Annotated in this window: 15 protein-coding genes and 1 tRNA gene; 1 reads left to right on the top strand and 15 read right to left on the bottom strand. The window is 58.1% G+C overall.

Features of this window, described 5'->3' with window-relative positions; genetic code table 11:
* From VIL80_RS13335 to rlmE, 8 genes are all read right to left on the bottom strand, one after another.
* On the bottom strand, positions 1 to 434 hold a 434-nt coding region (locus VIL80_RS13335; RefSeq protein ID WP_332036585.1), incomplete at its 3' end, for an AraC family transcriptional regulator ligand-binding domain-containing protein.
* 703 nt (positions 435 to 1,137) lie between these two features.
* A tRNA-Leu gene (locus tag VIL80_RS13330) sits at positions 1,138 to 1,223 on the bottom strand.
* 35 nt (positions 1,224 to 1,258) lie between these two features.
* Positions 1,259 to 1,708, bottom strand: coding sequence for a preprotein translocase subunit SecG (secG, locus tag VIL80_RS13325; protein ID WP_332036584.1), 450 nt, complete (start codon positions 1,706 to 1,708; stop codon positions 1,259 to 1,261).
* Between the two features lie 59 nt (positions 1,709 to 1,767).
* Positions 1,768 to 2,514, bottom strand: coding sequence for a triose-phosphate isomerase (gene tpiA, locus VIL80_RS13320; protein ID WP_332036583.1), 747 nt, complete (start codon positions 2,512 to 2,514; stop codon positions 1,768 to 1,770).
* 108 nt (positions 2,515 to 2,622) lie between these two features.
* The gene (glmM, locus tag VIL80_RS13315; RefSeq protein WP_332036582.1) at positions 2,623 to 3,969 is read right to left on the bottom strand and encodes a phosphoglucosamine mutase; all 1,347 of its coding nucleotides are present in this window, start codon (positions 3,967 to 3,969) and stop codon (positions 2,623 to 2,625) included.
* Positions 3,970 to 4,035: 66 nt separating this feature from the next.
* Entirely contained in the window at positions 4,036 to 4,878 is an 843-nt protein-coding gene (folP, locus tag VIL80_RS13310) for a dihydropteroate synthase (RefSeq protein ID WP_332036581.1), read from the bottom strand.
* 146 nt (positions 4,879 to 5,024) lie between these two features.
* Complete coding sequence (ftsH, locus tag VIL80_RS13305) at positions 5,025 to 6,935, bottom strand: ATP-dependent zinc metalloprotease FtsH (protein WP_332036586.1); 1,911 nt, start codon at positions 6,933 to 6,935, stop codon at positions 5,025 to 5,027.
* Positions 6,936 to 7,151: 216 nt separating this feature from the next.
* Positions 7,152 to 7,772 (bottom strand): 23S rRNA (uridine(2552)-2'-O)-methyltransferase RlmE, encoded by a 621-nt coding sequence (rlmE, locus tag VIL80_RS13300; protein WP_332036580.1) that lies wholly within the window; start codon positions 7,770 to 7,772, stop codon positions 7,152 to 7,154.
* Positions 7,773 to 8,004: 232 nt separating this feature from the next.
* Between rlmE and yhbY the strand changes: the two genes are divergently transcribed.
* The gene (yhbY, locus tag VIL80_RS13295) at positions 8,005 to 8,307 is read left to right on the top strand and encodes a ribosome assembly RNA-binding protein YhbY (protein ID WP_332036579.1); all 303 of its coding nucleotides are present in this window, start codon (positions 8,005 to 8,007) and stop codon (positions 8,305 to 8,307) included.
* Between the two features lie 66 nt (positions 8,308 to 8,373).
* On the opposite strand, the gene VIL80_RS13290 is transcribed toward yhbY, so the two are convergent.
* The 7 genes from VIL80_RS13290 to VIL80_RS13260 all read right to left on the bottom strand — a co-directional run bounded on the left by VIL80_RS13290 (position 8,374) and on the right by VIL80_RS13260 (position 16,849).
* On the bottom strand, positions 8,374 to 9,981 hold the full coding sequence (locus VIL80_RS13290; RefSeq protein ID WP_332036578.1) for a M4 family metallopeptidase: 1,608 nt from the start codon (positions 9,979 to 9,981) through the stop codon (positions 8,374 to 8,376).
* A complete protein-coding gene (locus VIL80_RS13285) occupies positions 9,978 to 10,739 on the bottom strand; it encodes a hypothetical protein (protein ID WP_332036577.1) in 762 nt (253 codons plus the stop codon). The genes VIL80_RS13290 and VIL80_RS13285 overlap by 4 nt, the downstream gene beginning before the upstream one ends.
* A 185-nt stretch (positions 10,740 to 10,924) precedes the next feature.
* Complete coding sequence (locus VIL80_RS13280) at positions 10,925 to 11,638, bottom strand: rhamnogalacturonan acetylesterase (protein WP_414684563.1); 714 nt, start codon at positions 11,636 to 11,638, stop codon at positions 10,925 to 10,927.
* 156 nt (positions 11,639 to 11,794) lie between these two features.
* Positions 11,795 to 12,181, bottom strand: coding sequence for a hypothetical protein (locus tag VIL80_RS13275; RefSeq protein WP_332036575.1), 387 nt, complete (start codon positions 12,179 to 12,181; stop codon positions 11,795 to 11,797).
* Positions 12,182 to 12,185: 4 nt separating this feature from the next.
* Complete coding sequence (locus VIL80_RS13270) at positions 12,186 to 13,775, bottom strand: S41 family peptidase (protein WP_332036574.1); 1,590 nt, start codon at positions 13,773 to 13,775, stop codon at positions 12,186 to 12,188.
* A gap of 119 nt (positions 13,776 to 13,894) precedes the next feature.
* Positions 13,895 to 15,292: a Re/Si-specific NAD(P)(+) transhydrogenase subunit beta gene (pntB, locus tag VIL80_RS13265; protein WP_332036573.1), complete on the bottom strand. Its 1,398-nt coding sequence runs from the start codon at positions 15,290 to 15,292 to the stop codon at positions 13,895 to 13,897.
* Between the two features lie 12 nt (positions 15,293 to 15,304).
* Complete coding sequence (locus VIL80_RS13260; RefSeq protein WP_332036572.1) at positions 15,305 to 16,849, bottom strand: Re/Si-specific NAD(P)(+) transhydrogenase subunit alpha; 1,545 nt, start codon at positions 16,847 to 16,849, stop codon at positions 15,305 to 15,307.
* Positions 16,850 to 17,253 lie beyond the last annotated feature (404 nt).

Raw genomic sequence — 17,253 nt, 5'->3', positions numbered from 1 at the left:
TTATTGGGTTTTCCACCTCCCGACAAGTCCGCAACGATATGGGTCAAGTCTGGATTGAATTGAACTTCCAGCTTCACAGCATCGCTATTTAGTCTTATGTATCGGGAAAAATTATAGAGAGATTCACGGAGATTTTTACTCGTCATTGCCGCATAATCCCCCGCATTAAAAGGGACAACTGGAACCTTGGCTGCAAGGTGAAGCCCAAAGTATGGGTCACCACTCAACTCCCCGGCGACCTCCCACATTTTTATTAGTTTTTCATGGGGAATCCGCGCCAGTGGGTCAGCGACTTGCTTGGCGTCAATGCCGGAACGTTCCAATATTTGACTGACATCCAGCCCCTCTTGGGTAAACATCCGGATGAGGAACCTGGTAATTACAGCCGTCGATCTCGGCTTGAATGTGCTCTCTGCCGGATCAGTATTCAACATAACCCTCCTCTCACAGCTTTATTAAAATTATTATCAACGAGCTAGAGCCAAGTCACCGTCATGGAAATTGGGTAGCTTGTTGAAGTATGCCCGATACAACTTAGTTAATTCAACTTTTCGATTGGACACTTCTGAGCGTTGAAGAAAAGCGGCGAATATAACCAAAAACTATAATTTTCCTGATGATAAATTCCTCTTCGGAATAAAGCTCTCGACTCTACTCTCTTACACCGCTGTAAAGTGGTCACATTTCAACCAATTCCAATTTCTAACGCTAAGCGCGCAAGATGAGTGAGCAAAGAGCGATCAGCGCTACACGTTATGGTAACGCAAACAGTATTCCGTTCGATCGTTTGGACATGTACACATCAGGGGAGCCTCGCTTGCAACAACCCTTATCTAGATGAGAGTTCCACCCTGGTAAGTGGGGCAGCTACAGACGTAGGTAAAAATGAGATACAGGGAGTGAAGCGTTATGAATACACCATCTGGTCGAAAGTTCTTGGCTTGGGCGTGAGCCGGCACCATGCGGGGCTCTCCGGGGAATGTGGGGATACCAATTTGGCACTGCAATACCGGTACACCCAATCATACCCCTGGATGTGGGGGTACTGCGCTGGACCTTGTTGGACTATCCAGAAACGAAAAAGCCCCGCAGTGCGGGGCCTTCCGGATTGTTACCAGATCTCTCTGGTCTTTGATGTGGTGCCCAGGGCGGGACTTGAACCCGCACGAGCTATGCTCACTACCCCCTCAAGATAGCGTGTCTACCAATTCCACCACCTGGGCAAAAACTTTTCAGTTTTTGATTTCAGCCTTTCGGCTTACTGAGGCTGCTCCTCAGTTTTTTCTTCGCTCTGCTCTTCAGCGCCTGCTTCCGGCAGTTCAGCCTTGGGGGCTTCTTCTGCTGCGGGAAGTTCGCCTTCCGCCGGAGCTGCTTCCTGAACTTCAGGGACGTCGCTCTCGATCACTGCAGGTACTTCCTGATCGCGGGATTCTACCGCGGCCGGAACTTGCGGGATACCGTCCATTTCCGGAGCTACGTCGCGGCTGGCCAGTACTGCCAGACCGAAGCTGGTGGCGAAGAATACAGTGGCCAGAATTCCAGTCAAGCGGGAAAAGAAATTTCCGCTGCCCTGGCTACCAAAAACGGTCTGAGACGCGCCCGCACCAAAGGAGGCACCCGCTTCCGCACCCTTGCCCTGCTGCAGCAAAATCAGGCCGATAATACCCAGCGCAGTGAGGATGTGAACTACTAAAACCAGTTTTTCCATTGTCCAGAAAACCTGCTATGGGCAGCTGCCCTTGCTCTAAAAATTTCGACCTGTTGCGCTCAATCAGCGGCGCGGCAGATCTTGATAAATTCGTCAGCCTGCAGAGAGGCTCCGCCCACCAGGGCGCCGTCGATATCTTCTCTGGCAAACAGCTCTGCGGCATTGGCTGCCTTAACGCTGCCACCGTAGAGAATCTGCGTTGCCGGCCCCGCTTCACCAAGTTGCTGGCGAATAAACTGGTGCACTTCCTGCGCCTGTTCCGGGCTGGCGGTCTTGCCGGTGCCAATGGCCCATACAGGCTCGTAGGCGATAACGGCGCTCTGCCAGGTATTTTCCAGGTCCAGATCGACAACGGCCTGAATCTGTTCGGCAATTACCTTCAGCGTATTCCCAGCTTCGCGCTCCTGCAGCGACTCTCCTACACAGAGTATCGGCATCAGGCCCGCGCTCTTGGCGGCGGCAAACTTGGCCGCGACCAGCTCGCTGCTTTCCCCGTACAGGCTGCGGCGCTCGGAGTGACCTACGATCACGTAGCGCGCACCACAATCCAGCAGCATTTCCGCGGAAACTTCACCGGTATAGGCACCGGAGGGCTGCTCACTGAGGTTCTGCGCCCCCAAGGCTACCTGTTCCACATTTTCTGCCGCCGCACCCACTACACCGAGGTAGGGGAAGGGGGGGCAGATCACTACTTCGGCGGAGCATTCGCCGGACTCCAGTCCGCTGTTCAGCTCGGCCAACAGTTGCTCGGCAAACGCTTTGGTGCCGTGCATTTTCCAGTTGGCAGCTACCAGTGTTTTTCGCATCGGTGCTCCTCCAAGGGGCGCAAATCTTATCGGTATTGCCGGAAACATACAACCGGCGTTTTCGGATATTTATTGATTTTTCAATGGCTTCCGACGGTGGGCGAGTGCTCAGGCGTTACCCACCCGCTCCACGACACTGGCAATATCCGCAGCCAACTGCTCGACCAGCGCAGCGTCTTTGCCCTCGACCATGACCCGGATCAACGGCTCGGTACCAGAGGGGCGTAACAGCACGCGACCATTGTTGGCGAGGGTGGACTCCGCCTGAGTCACCGCGGCCTGTACATCACCGTGCTCCAGCACGCCGTCGCGGCTGGCGAGGCGCACATTGATCATGTGCTGCGGCAGCATCTGCATCTTCTGGCTGAGCTGGTCCAGGGACTCACCGAAGTCACTTACCGCGCGCAGTACCTGCAGCGCGGAGATGATGCCGTCGCCGGTGGTGGTGACATCGGTGCACACGATATGGCCGGAGGACTCACCGCCGAGGGTCCAGCCATTCTTGTACATCATCTCCAGCACGTAGCGATCGCCCACCTTGGCGCGGGCAAAGGGGATTTTGCGGTCTTTCAGCGCCAGCTCGAACCCGTAGTTACTCATAAGGGTACCGACCACGCCGTTGCAACCACCGAGGAACTGCTGGCGGTGGATGGCGATGATAAACAGCAACTGGTCTCCGTCGATCAGGTTGCCGTGTCGGTCCACGAACATGACGCGGTCACCATCACCATCAAACGCGATCCCCAGATCGGCACCGCGCTCCACTACCGCCTTCTGCAGCTGTTGGGGCTTGGTGGAGCCGCAGTCCAGATTGATGTTCAGGCCGTCCGGTTGGATGCCGATGGCGTGCACCTCGGCACCCAGCTCGCGGAATACCTTTGGCGCTATGTGGTAGGTGGCGCCATTGGCGCAGTCGAGCACGATATGGAGCCCCTGCAGGGAGTAGCGCCAGGGGGTGCTGGCCTTGCAGAATTCGATATAGCGACCGACGGCGTCGTCGATTCGCCAGGCCTTGCCCAGATCGCTGGCGGTCTCCATGGGCAGTTCCAGTGCCGCTTCAATTTCGTGCTCTACTTCATCCGGAAGTTTACTGCCGTCGGTACTGAAGAACTTGATGCCGTTGTCGTGATAGGGATTGTGCGAGGCACTGATAACGATTCCCGCCTGGGCGTGAAAGGTGCGGGTGAGATAGGCGATGGCCGGGGTGGGCATGGGGCCCAGCAGGCCGACGTCGACACCGGCATTGATCAGCCCAGCCTCGAGGGCGGCCTCGAACATGTAGCCGGATACCCGGGTGTCCTTACCGATGAGAATACGACTGCGCCCCTTGCCCTGACGGTTGGCGCCGAGCACCTTGCCGGCGGCATAGCCCAGGCGCAGCATGAAATCCGGAGTGATTACACCCTCACCCACCAGGCCGCGAATACCGTCTGTGCCGAAGTATTTTCTCGTCATCGCTTAACTCTCATTATCCCCGTTTGCCGGTCGTTCAATTTTGCACGACCTCCGTGATCCGCCGTCTCAGGGGCGGTCCACCAATTGTTGCAGTTTCAGTACATCCACTGTCGCGGCCACATCGTGCACGCGGATGATGTGCGCACCGCGCTGCGCCGACAGCATTGCCAGCGCCAGACTGCCTGGCAGGCGCTCCTCCACAGAGCGGTCGAGCAGGCGGCCGATCATGGATTTGCGCGACAACCCCACCAGCAGTGGCAGGTCGGGCGATGCCAGTTCCGGCAGGCGCCGCAGTAATTCAAGGTTATGTTCGTCGTTTTTGCCAAAACCGAAGCCCGGGTCGTAGACCACCTTTTCCCGGGGAATGCCCGCGGCCTCACAGGCGGCGAGGCGCCCGTCGAGGTAGGCGCGCACTTCGCCCACCACATCGGCATATTCCGGGTTCGCCTGCATGGTCCCAGGGTCCCCCTGCATATGCATGACACACACCGGCAGGCCGGTAGCGGCCGCTGCCTGCAGCGCTCCCGCGCGAGTGAGTGCTCGCACATCGTTAATCAGGCCCGCGCCGGCGGCAGCGGATTCCCGCATCACGGCCGGGGTACTGGTATCCACGGAAATAACCAGGTCAAAGCGCTTGCTGATCGCTTCCACCGCAGGCACCACGCGATCCAGCTCCTGCTGCTCGCTAACCACCGCCGCACCGGGGCGAGTGGACTCCCCACCGATATCCACGATGGTGCCACCCTCTTCCTGGATCTGCTGCGCACGGCGCAACACCAGATCCAGATTGAGCCCACCATCGGCATAGTAGCTGCCGCCATCGGAAAATGAGTCCGGGGTGGTATTCAGGATTCCCATCACCTGAGGGCGGTTGAGATCGAGGATGTGCTTGCCGCAGTTCAACTTCATAAGGTCAGGTCGATAGAGGGGGCCGGGGCGCATTTGCGCGAATTATTCGTTGTGTCTTCGCTAGACCGAAACAATGCAAAACGGGCCCGGAGGCCCGTTTTGTAACTGGTGTGAAATACACCGAAAAGCTCTCTTCGAAGTAGCGGTCAGTGGCCGTTGACCGGGCCACCGACGGGACTGTCGCCGTCTTTTGGCTTGGCTTCGCTTTCCTTCAGATCGTCGGCAGGGCCGCCACCGGTGTAATCACTGTCGTGCCAGTCCCGCGGCGGACGCACCTTGCGCCGGCCCATCAGGTCATCCACCTGCTCGGCGTCCAGGGTTTCGTATTCCATCAGCGCGTCTTTCATCGCCTCGAGAATATCGCGGTTATCCTCCAACAGTTTTTTCGCGCGGGCATAGCAGGTATCGATAATACGGCGGACTTCTTCGTCGATCTCATTGGAGGTCTTGCCGGAAATCGGATTGCCGTGACCGGGCTGTCCAGATTCGTCTTCACCGTAGTGCAGTGGGCCGAGCTTCTCGGAGAGGCCCCACTTGGTCACCATGTTGCGCGCGATATCGGTAGCGCGCTCGATGTCATTGGAAGCGCCGGTGGTGACACCGTCGAGACCCAGGGTCATTTCTTCCGCAATACGACCGCCAAACAGGGAGCACAACTGGGATTCCAGCGCGCGCTTGGACAGGCTGTACTTGTCCTCTTCCGGCAGGAACTGGGTAACACCCAGCGCACGGCCGCGGGGAATGATGGTGACCTTGTGCACCGGATCGTGTTCCGGCACCAGGCGGCCGATAATGGCGTGACCGGCCTCGTGGTAGGCGGTATTGGTCTTTTCCTTCTCGTTCATCACCATGGATTTGCGCTCGGCACCCATCATGATCTTGTCGCGGGCGCGCTCGAACTCATCCATGGTCACCATGCGCTTGTTGGCGCGGGCGGCGAACAGGGCGGCCTCGTTCACCAGGTTGGCGAGGTCGGCACCGGAGAAGCCGGGGGTCCCGCGGGCAATGGTTTGCGGGTCGACACGCTCGTCCAGCGGCACCTTGCGCATGTGTACTTTCAGGATCTGTTCGCGGCCGCGGATATCCGGCAGGCCGACAAAGACCTGGCGGTCGAAACGGCCCGGGCGCAACAGCGCGGAGTCGAGCACGTCCGGACGGTTGGTGGCGGCGATGACGATAACGCCCTCGTTGCCTTCGAAGCCGTCCATTTCCACCAGCAGCTGGTTCAGGGTCTGCTCGCGCTCATCGTGACCGCCGCCGACACCGGCACCGCGGTGACGACCGACCGCGTCGATCTCATCGATGAAGATGATACAGGGGGCCTGCTTCTTGGCCTGTTCGAACATATCGCGCACGCGGGACGCACCCACACCCACGAACATTTCCACGAAATCGGAACCGGAAATGGAGAAGAACGGCACCTTGGCCTCACCGGCAATGGCCTTGGCCAGCAGGGTTTTACCGGTACCAGGAGGACCCGCCATCAATACACCGCGGGGGATGGCACCACCGAGACGCTGGAATTTGGACGGATCGCGCAGGAACTCTACCAGCTCCTGTACGTCTTCTTTGGCTTCATCAACACCCGCCACGTCGGCGAAGGTGGTCTTAATCTGGTCTTCACCCAGCAGACGCGCCTTGCTCTTGCCGAAGGCCATGGGGCCGGAGCGACCGCCAGCACCGCCCTGCATCTGGCGCATGAAGAACATGAATACGGCAATGATGATCAGGATCGGGAAGCTGGCCACCAGCAGCTGCTGCCAGATGCTGGGAGATTCCGGCTCGCGGCCGTTGAATTGCACACCGCCGCGCACCATTTCATTGGTGAGCTCGTCGTCGATGATCTGCGGCTGAATGGTCTTGAAACGGCTGCCGTCGGCCTTTTCCCCGGTGATCACCAGGCCATCCACCATCACGTTCTTCACTTGGCCGGACTGCACATCCTGCACGAACTGGGAATAGCTGAGGGATTCGTCCCTGGATTGCGGCTTGAAGTTCTGGAAGACCATCAGCAGTACCGCCGCGATGATCAGCCACAACACCAGATTCTTTGCCATATCGTTCAAAGGGTATGCCCTCTTGCCATTGCCTTAGCAGGTAATTCCATTCCACCCAGTATAGGCGGCGAAAATCGTAATTCTGTCGTTCCGGTCACGTGGCCCGGACAAGGGGCCGCTACCGTGGTGATTTGGCGTCCGAATTCAGGATTCGGTCACTCAGTCCTTTTACCATACCGGGACGCCCGCTCCAAAAAAACGGAGACTTGCTGGTCGTCAGCCCTTGAAGCCACGTGCCACCACATAGACTTCCCGTGAGCGCGGTCGGGATGCACCGGGCTTGCGGGTGACAACCGACTGGTACTGACTGCGCAGGTCACGAATCAGTTCGTCAAAGCCCTCCCCCTGAAACACCTTGGCCACAAAGGCACCGCCGGGCTTCAGGGTCTGGCGCGCCATATCCACTGCCAGCTCCACCAGATACATGGCGGCGGGCTGGTCTGCAGCGCGCACTCCACTCATATTGGGGGCCATATCGGAAATCACAAGGTCGGCACGCTCTTCACCCAGCTTTTCCAACAGTTCGTCGAACACCGCCTCTTCGGTGAAGTCTCCCTGCACAAAGTCCACCCCGGCCAGGGCGTCCATCGGCAGGATATCGGAGGCCAGTACCCGGCCCTTGTGACCCACCAGTTGCGCCGCCACCTGGGACCAGCCGCCGGGGGCGGCCCCCAGGTCCACTACCGTCATACCTGGCTTGAACAGGCGGTCTTTGTCATTCAGCTCCTGCAGTTTGTAAGACGCCCGCGAGCGGTAGCCGTCTTTCTGGGACTGTTTGACATAGGGGTCGTTGAAATGTTCGCGCAGCCAACGGTGGCTGCTCTTTGATCGGGCCATCAGTTACAATACATCGCTGAAATCCGGGCCCCGCCGCAAATACCTGCGCGGCTGACCGGGACTGGGGTTGATAGAGGCGGGCACATGCAACGCTGCTGCTGACCACACTTTCGTATGACAGCAGGCTCTGTTCCTCTACGCTTGTACACATTACCTATGTACAACAATGTAGGGAATTGCACTGCCTGCCCACAGCGGCAGCCTCTGCCGCGATTTAAGGATGGAGTATTGTATGCCTTTAACCGCCGACCGTAAAAAAGCCTTGCGCACCATCGGTCACAATCTGAAGCCCGTGGTCACTGTCGCCGAGAATGGCCTGACCGAAGGGGTGGCGGCAGAACTGAATCGCGCCCTCGATGACCATGAGCTGATCAAGGTCAAACTGGCCGTAAATGACCGCGAAGTCCGTCGTGAACTGATCGCGGAGCTGTGTCAGCAAAGCGGCGCAGAACTGGTACAGGAAATCGGCAAAATCGCACTGATCTTCCGCAAGGCAGACAAGCCCAACGCCAAGCTCTCCAACCTGTTGCGCTAATAAAATAGCCACTCCGCACAGAGATGAAGGCGACGCACATCGCCGCCTTCATCACTCTTCGACCAGCTACAGACTCACTGGCTGCAGCGGGTCCCCACCCACCCCAACAGCCTGCCACGCCAATCCGACCTGCCGAACGGCCTCGTCGCCGTAGTTGAATGCCGCCGACTCCATTCCAGCACGGGCACTGGCAAAGGTTTCCGTTGCGCCCCAGTAATAGCGATTAGCATCAACAGCGATCCGGATGGCGGTCTCCATGCCCACGCCCTGAACCGAGATCCCGTTGTGGCTCCCACCTTCTACCAACAGAGAAAACATCTTGTTGGCGACGCCGCTGTTGCCGTGCACCCCGCAGTAGTCGTTTTCACAGATATCGGGGATGGGGCACCAGGCACCGTCCGTTCGCTGCCAATAGGTCCCGAAGTACGTATCGGGATCACCGAAGCGGCGGGGATTGGCCATATCGCGGATTACACTGCCGGAGTCCTCCCCCAGCTCCCAGTTCACATAGCCATCGCGAAACCACTCGACCGCCACCCCGATCCAATCGGAGAAGGCCTCATTCAGGGCTCCCGACTCACGCTCGTACTCCAGCATTGAGTAACGATCCGTCAGCGCGTGTCCCCATTCATGGGCGGTAACATCCAGGGCCGCGCTGAGACTTCGCGGCGGACGCCCACTCGGACCATAAAAGTATGTGCTCAGCCGCTGGCCGTACGTCGAGTAATAGATGGCCCCACCGAAATAGAACGCATTGTAGAGAGAATTGGGCGGCACAGGATTGCCGCAAAACGTCGTATCCTCGGACGGAAATGGCAGGTCCTGATAGGCGCGCATCGCGCCGCCCTTGCCATCGAAGCTATTGATACCGAGAACCTGGAGAAAGAAGTCATGTACCAGCGCGGTTCCCCCGTGGGCGTCCACGAGGTCGGTGTTGCTGCCACCCCAGAAGCTGTCGCCGGCCTGGTACTCTACCAGTGGATACTGGCTCTCCTTTTCGATGCTATTTATGCGTTGCGAAGAAATATTTGCCCAAGCCTGGAGTTCTCCGGCATTCACATTGCCAGCCGAACCGGCCAGACTCGCGCGACGACTCACATCGCGCAGAAAGTAATTACTGCCATCGATGCCGGTACTGGCCACAAGGTAATCCTTGCCATTCTGGCCGGTACCCTGGAGAAAATGCATGCTCTGCGCGGTATCAACGCTGGCGGAAATTTCCAGCTCGTCAAACTGGCATAGCCGTGAGGGATTGATGCCATATACAGCAACCTTGAGCTCTCCCGATACCGAGGGATCAAACGGCAACCGCAGGACCGATGAGGGGCCAGCTACCATTTCGTGCCAACCGTCTTCCCAGCTTGGCTCCGCAGAATCCGGATCACTCACCATCAGCGCACAACAGGCATTATTCGCACTGGGGTCGCCTGCTGCGCTGGCCGTACAATTCTGCTGACCGAGCTCTATCTGGTAAGTGATCCCCGCCTCCACAGTAAATTGCGTTCGAAAATAATTGCCCGATTCCACTGTCCGGTAATTGTTTACCATTTGCTGATCGCCATCCGAACCACCACCGCCACCGCCACCACCACCGCCACAGGCGCTAAGCAGTGCGATGGACGTCAGCACTCCGGCAGCACGGAACCGGACTGGAAGAAAACACATTACGCTCATCTCGCAGCCTCCCCAAACTGTCGTCTCTGGATCAGATCATCCCGTTTGATGATCGCGCCATCGGCATCATCCAGGCTGTAGGAAAGGAGAGAAATGCCCTTCCCAACCTGCACCTGTACCTGCCAGCGCACATGGGGGGCATCCTGGTGTGCCGTCAATTCAGCGGACACAAGGTGCAGTGTCGACGCTGCGACACCGAGGTCGGCAGCAATGGTCCGGACGACACTCGCCTCGGACCGGCGAGGCGAACTGGAGAAATCTGCAAGGTACGCCTTCAAACCCTCAGTCAGACGCACAATACTGCCGTTTGCACCGCGCACTTGCCCGTCCCGGTCGACATGAAAAATCAGTTCCATGTCCGCAAGGGGTAAGCCACTGACAAGTCTGCGATACCGCAGATGCCGGGTACCAAACCGATCCTCCTGGCCGCTCTGGAGCTGTAACTCCGTATCCGGGTCGGAGATATCAAACATGGCCATGTTGCCGGCAACAAATGCACGGGCCAGAGCATCTACAGAGGAATACGCGCCACCCGTGACGAACCCGCTCACCGGAGCTGAAGCCGGCTCCGTAAGGTCACCGCGCAGATTGAAGTGCCCACTAGGCAAACCCAGTGCATTTTTGCTGATATCCGCCCGCTGCAATTGGTAGCGCACACGCAAATCAATGATTTCGTTGCCAGCCAAACAGGCGCTGGAAATAAGCAGGGAAATCAGGGCAAAACCCGAAAAACGTCTACCACTGGAAAATAGCTGCATTATCTGGGGGCTCTATTGTTGTTATCTGCCCCAAAGTTACTCCAGCTATTAAGTAAAGGACAATACATTGCCAATGCCCTACCGGACGCTTGTGTGCGATCGGGCGCCACCAGATCTTGTTCCCGAAAAAGAAAAAGGGCAGTAAATCTGCCCTTTCCCACTGGGAGCGCTGCACCCGAATCCGATCAATATTTTAACGCGAGATGTTTAGGGTCCGGGGTACGCAGGCGCTTGGCCAGCGCGTGCTCACGCTTGCGCAGTTCCGCCAGTACCAGTTGTGCCACCTCCCGCGCGCCCAGCTGGTTCAGGTGGGTGTCGTCGCGCACCCCCAGCGGGTAATTCGGGTGCAGGTCCGGTGCAATGTGCATAAAGCGCAGCGCACTATCCTTGTCCCCCATAGCCTGGAAGTACTCGCGGGTAACCACCTCCATATCGATGAACTCCACCTTTTCTTTAGCCGCCACTTCCCGCACCAGCGGCGCATAGGGATGGGTGTGCTGGATCTGGTGCTCGCCCTCGAAGTAGCGGCGGGTGATGGGGGACATCAGGATCGGTTCGGCACCGGCCTTGCGTACGTCATTGATAAAACGCGACAGGTTTGCCTTGTATTGCGCCGGTGGCGTGTAGCGGTCCTTTTTGCTTTCCGATTCGTCGTTGTGACCGAACTGGATGATCACGTAATCACCCGTCTTGATCTCATCCATGATGCCTTTCCAGCGCCCCTCCTCGATAAAGGTGCGGGTGCTGCGGCCGTTCATTGCACGGTTATCAACCTTGATGGCATCGTCGAAAAAAACCGCAAAGGGTACGCCCCAGCCGGTTTCCGGGTAATCCTTGATCTCCTTGATGGCCATGGTGGAATCGCCGGCCATGAAGATGGTGGTCTGGGGTTCTGCCATGGCCGATGTTCCGCACAGCAACGCCACAACCGCAAGCCAGGATTTCTTGAAACTTCTCGTCATTTTTCACTCACTGAAAATTTTACTTACTGGAATATCCACTTTCCTCACGTGGATGACCGTATGCTCGGCCTCAATCAAATTGCGCTTATCAAATTATTCGGGGACACAGGTCAGCTTATCCAGATGCCAGCGCTGGCCATCCTCTGCCCGCACCAGCCAACAGCCGCCACTGTTTTTTACCAGCCGGAAAATTCTGGGTTTACCGAGGTCACGGCCGGTCAGCGGGCGCGTCGGCCCATCCACTTGCCGCCCCTGCTCCAGAGCCAGGCGACTGCTGTGACTGAATACATCTTTCGCAACCCTCACCGAGGCGCCGTGGTTGGCCTCAACAAGCGCCTGCTCTAACTGGGCAATCGCCGCCGGCTCGGGATTTACGATCAGCGCCGGCTGCTCAGGCCCGTCGGCAGCAATTGACCCGCACGATATCAACACCGCGGATGCGCTAACACCGATAACCGTCCTCGCAAGCTTCCATTTCACAGCGTCATCTCACGTAGATACGGTTTTCACGCCAGGCCGCCTTGGGCAAGGTAAAGTCCGTTGACTGTTCGCTGGCGGGCTCCACTGCCCGCGCACTCATCACCCCATACAGGTTACAGGAACCGCTATTGATGTAATTGAGCGCAGTGGCAAAGCGCGCTTCATTAACATCTCCCAGCGCATGATTCCAGTCGTCACCGACCGGGCAACCATTCACCTCCGCGCCCCAATCCCCGCTTGGGGCGGGCGTAAAACCGTCAGTGTAATCACCAAAGCCTTTACTGTTTATCCCCTGGAACTGGATGCTGAAGTAGGTGGTACCGCAATTGTCCGCGGGATAGAAACCGTAGGGTTTGCCACAGGTGGTATCGCCGATCTGCACCACTTCCACATCAATACCGCGCAGGCCGTTGATAATCGCCTCGCTGGCGGAACAGGTATTGGGGCCGGTCAGAACGAAAACCCGCGAGAGATCGAGGCTGGGCAGCAATAACCCCCCTTCCGCGGAAAAACCCAGGGTCTCATTGTAAAAAGGAGTACCCAGCAATGGCTCTCCGGTAACCGGGTTAGTCTCCGGGTGTTTGTCATTGAATTTCAGTGTTTCAAACACCCGCCCTGCCGTCGCCATATCACCGGCGATCATGTAGGCAAGCTGGCTGGCAATCGCCAGGTAGCCACCGCCGTTGTAGCGCAAATCCAGCACCAGTTCATCAATACCCTGGTCGCGCAGATAGCTTACGCCGTCCACCAGCTCCTTCTCCGCAGTGGCAATGTGATCATTGAACAGCATGTAACCGACTTTACGCCCCATTGCGCCGTCGACCACTTTGATATTCTGTACTGGGTCGGAAACCACTTCCCCAGCGGTGAGCGTGAACTCGTGCTCGGAACCGTCGAGATAGCGGAACCGGAACTGGTGTATTTCACCTTCCGCGGAGGGGAACAGGCCGGCATTCAGTGCATCCACGCCGGCCTGGGTATTTACGTCAATGCTGTAGCCGTCGATGGACAGAATCCGCGCGCCGCGCGGAGGCAGTCCCGGCGCATTTTCCTGCTCGGTGTAGGCAACCACGGCTTCGCGCGGCGGTGTCGGACTGAGCAGCGCCCACTGCAATCCATAACCGACCCATATCCCCGATTGAGATTGCGCAACCCATTCGTCGGTTGGCACCAGAAAATGAAACTGGTCCTTGGGTGTTCCGGACATGGTCGATTCGGTGGTTTTCAGGGTTTCGAAATACGCTTCGGTATCGAAACCTGCCGGGTTCCGATCGACGATTTCGTCGTACCACAGATAGAGATCATTGCTCCAGCTGCGCAGCCAGTTGTTTTCATCCAGGGTGCTGCCTTTTACATCGGCATAGGGGCGGCCAGAAAAAGGATTGGTGCCGATACGCGGTATCTCGCAGCGATTGGCAAAGGTTTCCGCCGGCTGAAATACGCCCTGCTGCCAGACAACGTCGTTGTCACCACGGTCGCGACTTGGCGATGAGCTGCCGGACGATCCGCCACCACAACCACTCAGGGTAAACAGCGCGGAAGCTATCAGGGAAATTTGTAGCGAACGAAGGGAGATTTTCGACAAGGCTTGCATGTTTGGCGCTTTTTATAATTGGTACGCAAGCGTTAGAGGTTACCACCGAGGGGGCTACCGGGCGACCCTGTTGTCACCCGGTAGCGGCGGCGATCAAAAGATCGCCGCCGGTTCCATTATCAGGCCGGCGTCAGTTTGCCAAGTACGCTCTGTAGGCTCTCTTTCGCATCGCCGAACAGCATGCGCGAGTTTTCCTTATAGAACAGAGGGTTGGCTACGCCGGCGTAGCCGGAGGCCATGGAGCGCTTCAACACCACCACCTTGCCCGCCTTCCACACTTCCAGTACCGGCATGCCGGCGATGGGGGATCCGGGTTTTTCCACCGCGTCCGGGTTGACGGTGTCGTTGGCACCGATCACCAGCACCAGGTCGGTTTTCGGCAAATCGTCGTTGATCTCTTCCATCTCCAGCACGATGTCGTATGGCACGTTGGCTTCCGCCAGCAGTACGTTCATGTGCCCGGGCAGACGGCCCGCCACCGGGTGGATACCGAAGCGCACGGTCTTGCCGGCCTTGCGCAACTTGTCGGTGAGATCGCTCACCGCCTGTTGAGCGTGGGCCACGGCCATGCCGAAACCGGGCACGATCACGATGCTGTTGGCCGCATTGAGGTCGTCCGCCAGCTCCTCGTGGGAAGTGGCAACCACTTCACCTTCCACTTCGCTGTCGCCGTCAGCCACTTCACCGTCGGAACCGAAGCCGCCCAGGATCACACTGACAAAGGAGCGGTTCATACCGCGACACATGATGTAGCTCAGGATGGCACCGGAGGAACCCACAAGCGCACCGATCACGATCAACAGGTCGTTGCTCAACATGAAACCGGTAGCCGCGGCGGCCCAACCGGAGTAGCTGTTCAGCATCGAGATCACCACCGGCATGTCCGCGCCGCCGATTGCCGCAATCAGGTGGATACCCAGCAGCAGCGCGATGGAGGTCATTACCAGCAGGTAGACGATGGTGGTGGAGCTAACGTCGGCGGGGATGAACCAGGCGCCCAGCAATACGCACACCAGAATCGCGATCAGGTTCAGCCAGTGACGCGCCGGCAGCATCAGCGGTTTGCCGGAGATCAGTCCCTGCAGCTTGCCGAAGGCGACGATGGAACCGGTCAGGGTGATGGCACCGATGAACACGCCGATGAAGATCTCGGAGTTGTGCACGATGTGCGCGGCACCTTCAAGGTTCACACGGGGATCGAGGTAACCACCCCAGCCGATCAACACCGCCGCCAGGCCCACAAAGCTGTGCAGCAGGGCAACCAGCTGCGGCATGGCGGTCATTTCGACCTTGCGCGCCAGGTGAATGCCGATCACCGCGCCCACGCCCATGGCGACGGCCACGGGCAGGTAGGCACCGGCGGTAATGCCGGCCACGGTGGCGATGATGGCAACCGCCATCCCCACCATGCCGTAGTAGTTACCGCGTCTCGCAGTTTCGTGGGTGGACAGTCCGCCGAGGCTCAGGATGAACATCACCGCGGAGAACAGATAGGCCATGGATATAACGCTGTTCATGTCTGTTTCTCCTTATCGACGGAACATTTTCAGCATACGGTGGGTTACAAAGAATCCACCGAAGATGTTGATACTGGCGAACAGTACCGCCACAAACGCCATTACAGTCACCAGCAGGGAACCGGTGGCACCTACCTGCAGCAGCGCACCGATGATGACGATGCCGGAAATGGCATTGGTCACGCTCATCAGCGGTGTATGCAGGGCGTGGGATACGTTCCAGATCACCTGCCAGCCGATAAAGATGGACAGTACAAACACGGTGAAGTGGGCCACGAAGTCCGCCGGGGCGGATTTGCCCAGCAACAGCAGCAGCGCACCGGCCACCGCCCAGAAGGCCACCAGCGACAGCGGGGAGGTTTTCTTTGCCGGCTTCGGCTCTACCTTGATCTGCGGTGCCGCCTCTTTCGGTTTCTGCGGCGCAGCGGACAGTTTCGGCGCGGGCGGCGGCCAGGTGATGGAACCCTCCTTCACCACGGTGGCACCGCGGATCGCCTCGTCGTCAAAGTTGATGTTGATCTGGCCATTCTTCTCCGGAGTCATGTCCGTGAGCAGGTGGCACAGGTTGGTGGCGTAAAGAGTGGAAGCCTGGGTGGCCGCGCGGCTCGCCAGGTTGGTGTAACCGAGGATGGTCACGCCGCTCTTCACCACCTTCTGGTCCGCTTCGGTGTAGTCGCAGTTGCCGCCCATTTCCGCGGCCAGGTCCACCACCACAGAGCCGTCGGCCATGGTGTCCACCATATCCGCCAGCCACAACTTAGGTGCCGGCTTGCCGGGAATCAGTGCGGTGGTGATGACGATATCCACTTCCTTGGCCTGCTCGCGGAACAGGGCCATCTCGGCGTCGATGAACTCCTTGGACATCTGCTTGGCGTAACCGCCGGTGCCGGAACCGTCCTCCTCAATTTCCACGGTGAGGAATTCCGCCCCCATGGATTCAACCTGTTCGCGTACTTCCGGGCGGGTGTCGAAGGCGCGCACGATGGCGCCCATGCTCTTGGCGGTGCCGATGGCGGACAGACCCGCCACACCGGCACCGATCACCAGTACCTTGGCCGGCGGGATCTTGCCGGCGGCGGTGATCTGGCCGGTGAAGAATCGGCCGAACTCGTGCGCCGCTTCGATCACCGCGCGGTAGCCGGCAATGTTCGCCATCGAGCTCAGCGCATCCATTTTCTGCGCACGGGAAATACGCGGGATGGATTCCACTGCCAGCGCATTGATGTTCTTGTCCGCCAGTTTCTGCAGCAGCTCACCATTCTGCGCCGGCTTCAGGAAGGAAATCAGCGTGGCGCCGGCGGGGATCAGGTCCAGCTCGGCATCCGAGGGCGACTGCACCTTCAACACCAGGCCGGCCTGGCCCAGGCAGTCGGCGGCGTTGGCGCAGATTTTGGCGCCCGCCTTTTCATAATCGGCATCGGAAAATTTGGCGGCTTCACCGGCGCCCTGTTCGATTACAACGTCAAAGCCCAGCGATTGCAGTCGCAGTACGCTGGCTGGCGTTGCCGCGACCCGCGCCTCGCCCGGCGCTGTCTCCTTTGGTATGGCAATAATCACCGTTTGTGCTCCCGTTCAAAATTGTCGTTGTTATATCGCCCGCGAATACGGGCATGCCCTGTATGGGCAATTTGAGTACCGCTGAAATGGATTCCCGATTATTTATTTCCCGCAAAAAGCATCCGACGACAGAGCGAAGGCGGGCGCCCCCGGGGAAATAAATTTTTCCAGGGAATTAAAACCTTTTCGGTAGGACGATGCATTAAAGAAAATAAAATAGGGGGACGGAAATAGAGGTTTCTTATTAGGCGCCTTATAGAATTTTATTAAAAATGCGCAAAAAGCAGCTTTTTCGACTGTAAATCAAGCATTAAACGGAACCCACTTAATGACTTTCATGCCAATACATTATTTTGCTACCTCCCCGGAATTTGGCGGGTCAAAAAACGCAATTTTGCGCCAAA

Origin of the sequence: Microbulbifer sp. (genome assembly GCF_036563125.1) — a bacterium.
Lineage (GTDB): Bacteria > Pseudomonadota > Gammaproteobacteria > Pseudomonadales > Cellvibrionaceae > Microbulbifer.
This window is presented reverse-complemented; position numbering and strand designations above follow the sequence as displayed.

Bases quoted from the DNA above. Each gene is read 5' to 3' on its own strand.
- secG (WP_332036584.1), bottom strand. From the start codon at position 1,708: ATGGAAAAACTGGTTTTAGTAGTTCACATCCTCACTGCGCTGGGTATT.
- tpiA (WP_332036583.1), bottom strand. From the start codon at position 2,514: ATGCGAAAAACACTGGTAGCTGCCAACTGGAAAATGCACGGCACCAAA.
- glmM (WP_332036582.1), bottom strand. From the start codon at position 3,969: ATGACGAGAAAATACTTCGGCACAGACGGTATTCGCGGCCTGGTGGGT.
- folP (WP_332036581.1), bottom strand. From the start codon at position 4,878: ATGAAGTTGAACTGCGGCAAGCACATCCTCGATCTCAACCGCCCTCAG.
- ftsH (WP_332036586.1), bottom strand. From the start codon at position 6,935: ATGGCAAAGAATCTGGTGTTGTGGCTGATCATCGCGGCGGTACTGCTG.
- rlmE (WP_332036580.1), bottom strand. From the start codon at position 7,772: ATGGCCCGATCAAAGAGCAGCCACCGTTGGCTGCGCGAACATTTCAAC.
- yhbY (WP_332036579.1), top strand. From the start codon at position 8,005: ATGCCTTTAACCGCCGACCGTAAAAAAGCCTTGCGCACCATCGGTCAC.
- VIL80_RS13290 (WP_332036578.1), bottom strand. From the start codon at position 9,981: ATGAGCGTAATGTGTTTTCTTCCAGTCCGGTTCCGTGCTGCCGGAGTG.
- VIL80_RS13285 (WP_332036577.1), bottom strand. From the start codon at position 10,739: ATGCAGCTATTTTCCAGTGGTAGACGTTTTTCGGGTTTTGCCCTGATT.
- VIL80_RS13280 (WP_414684563.1), bottom strand. From the start codon at position 11,638: ATGGCAGAACCCCAGACCACCATCTTCATGGCCGGCGATTCCACCATG.
- VIL80_RS13270 (WP_332036574.1), bottom strand. From the start codon at position 13,775: ATGCAAGCCTTGTCGAAAATCTCCCTTCGTTCGCTACAAATTTCCCTG.
- pntB (WP_332036573.1), bottom strand. From the start codon at position 15,292: ATGAACAGCGTTATATCCATGGCCTATCTGTTCTCCGCGGTGATGTTC.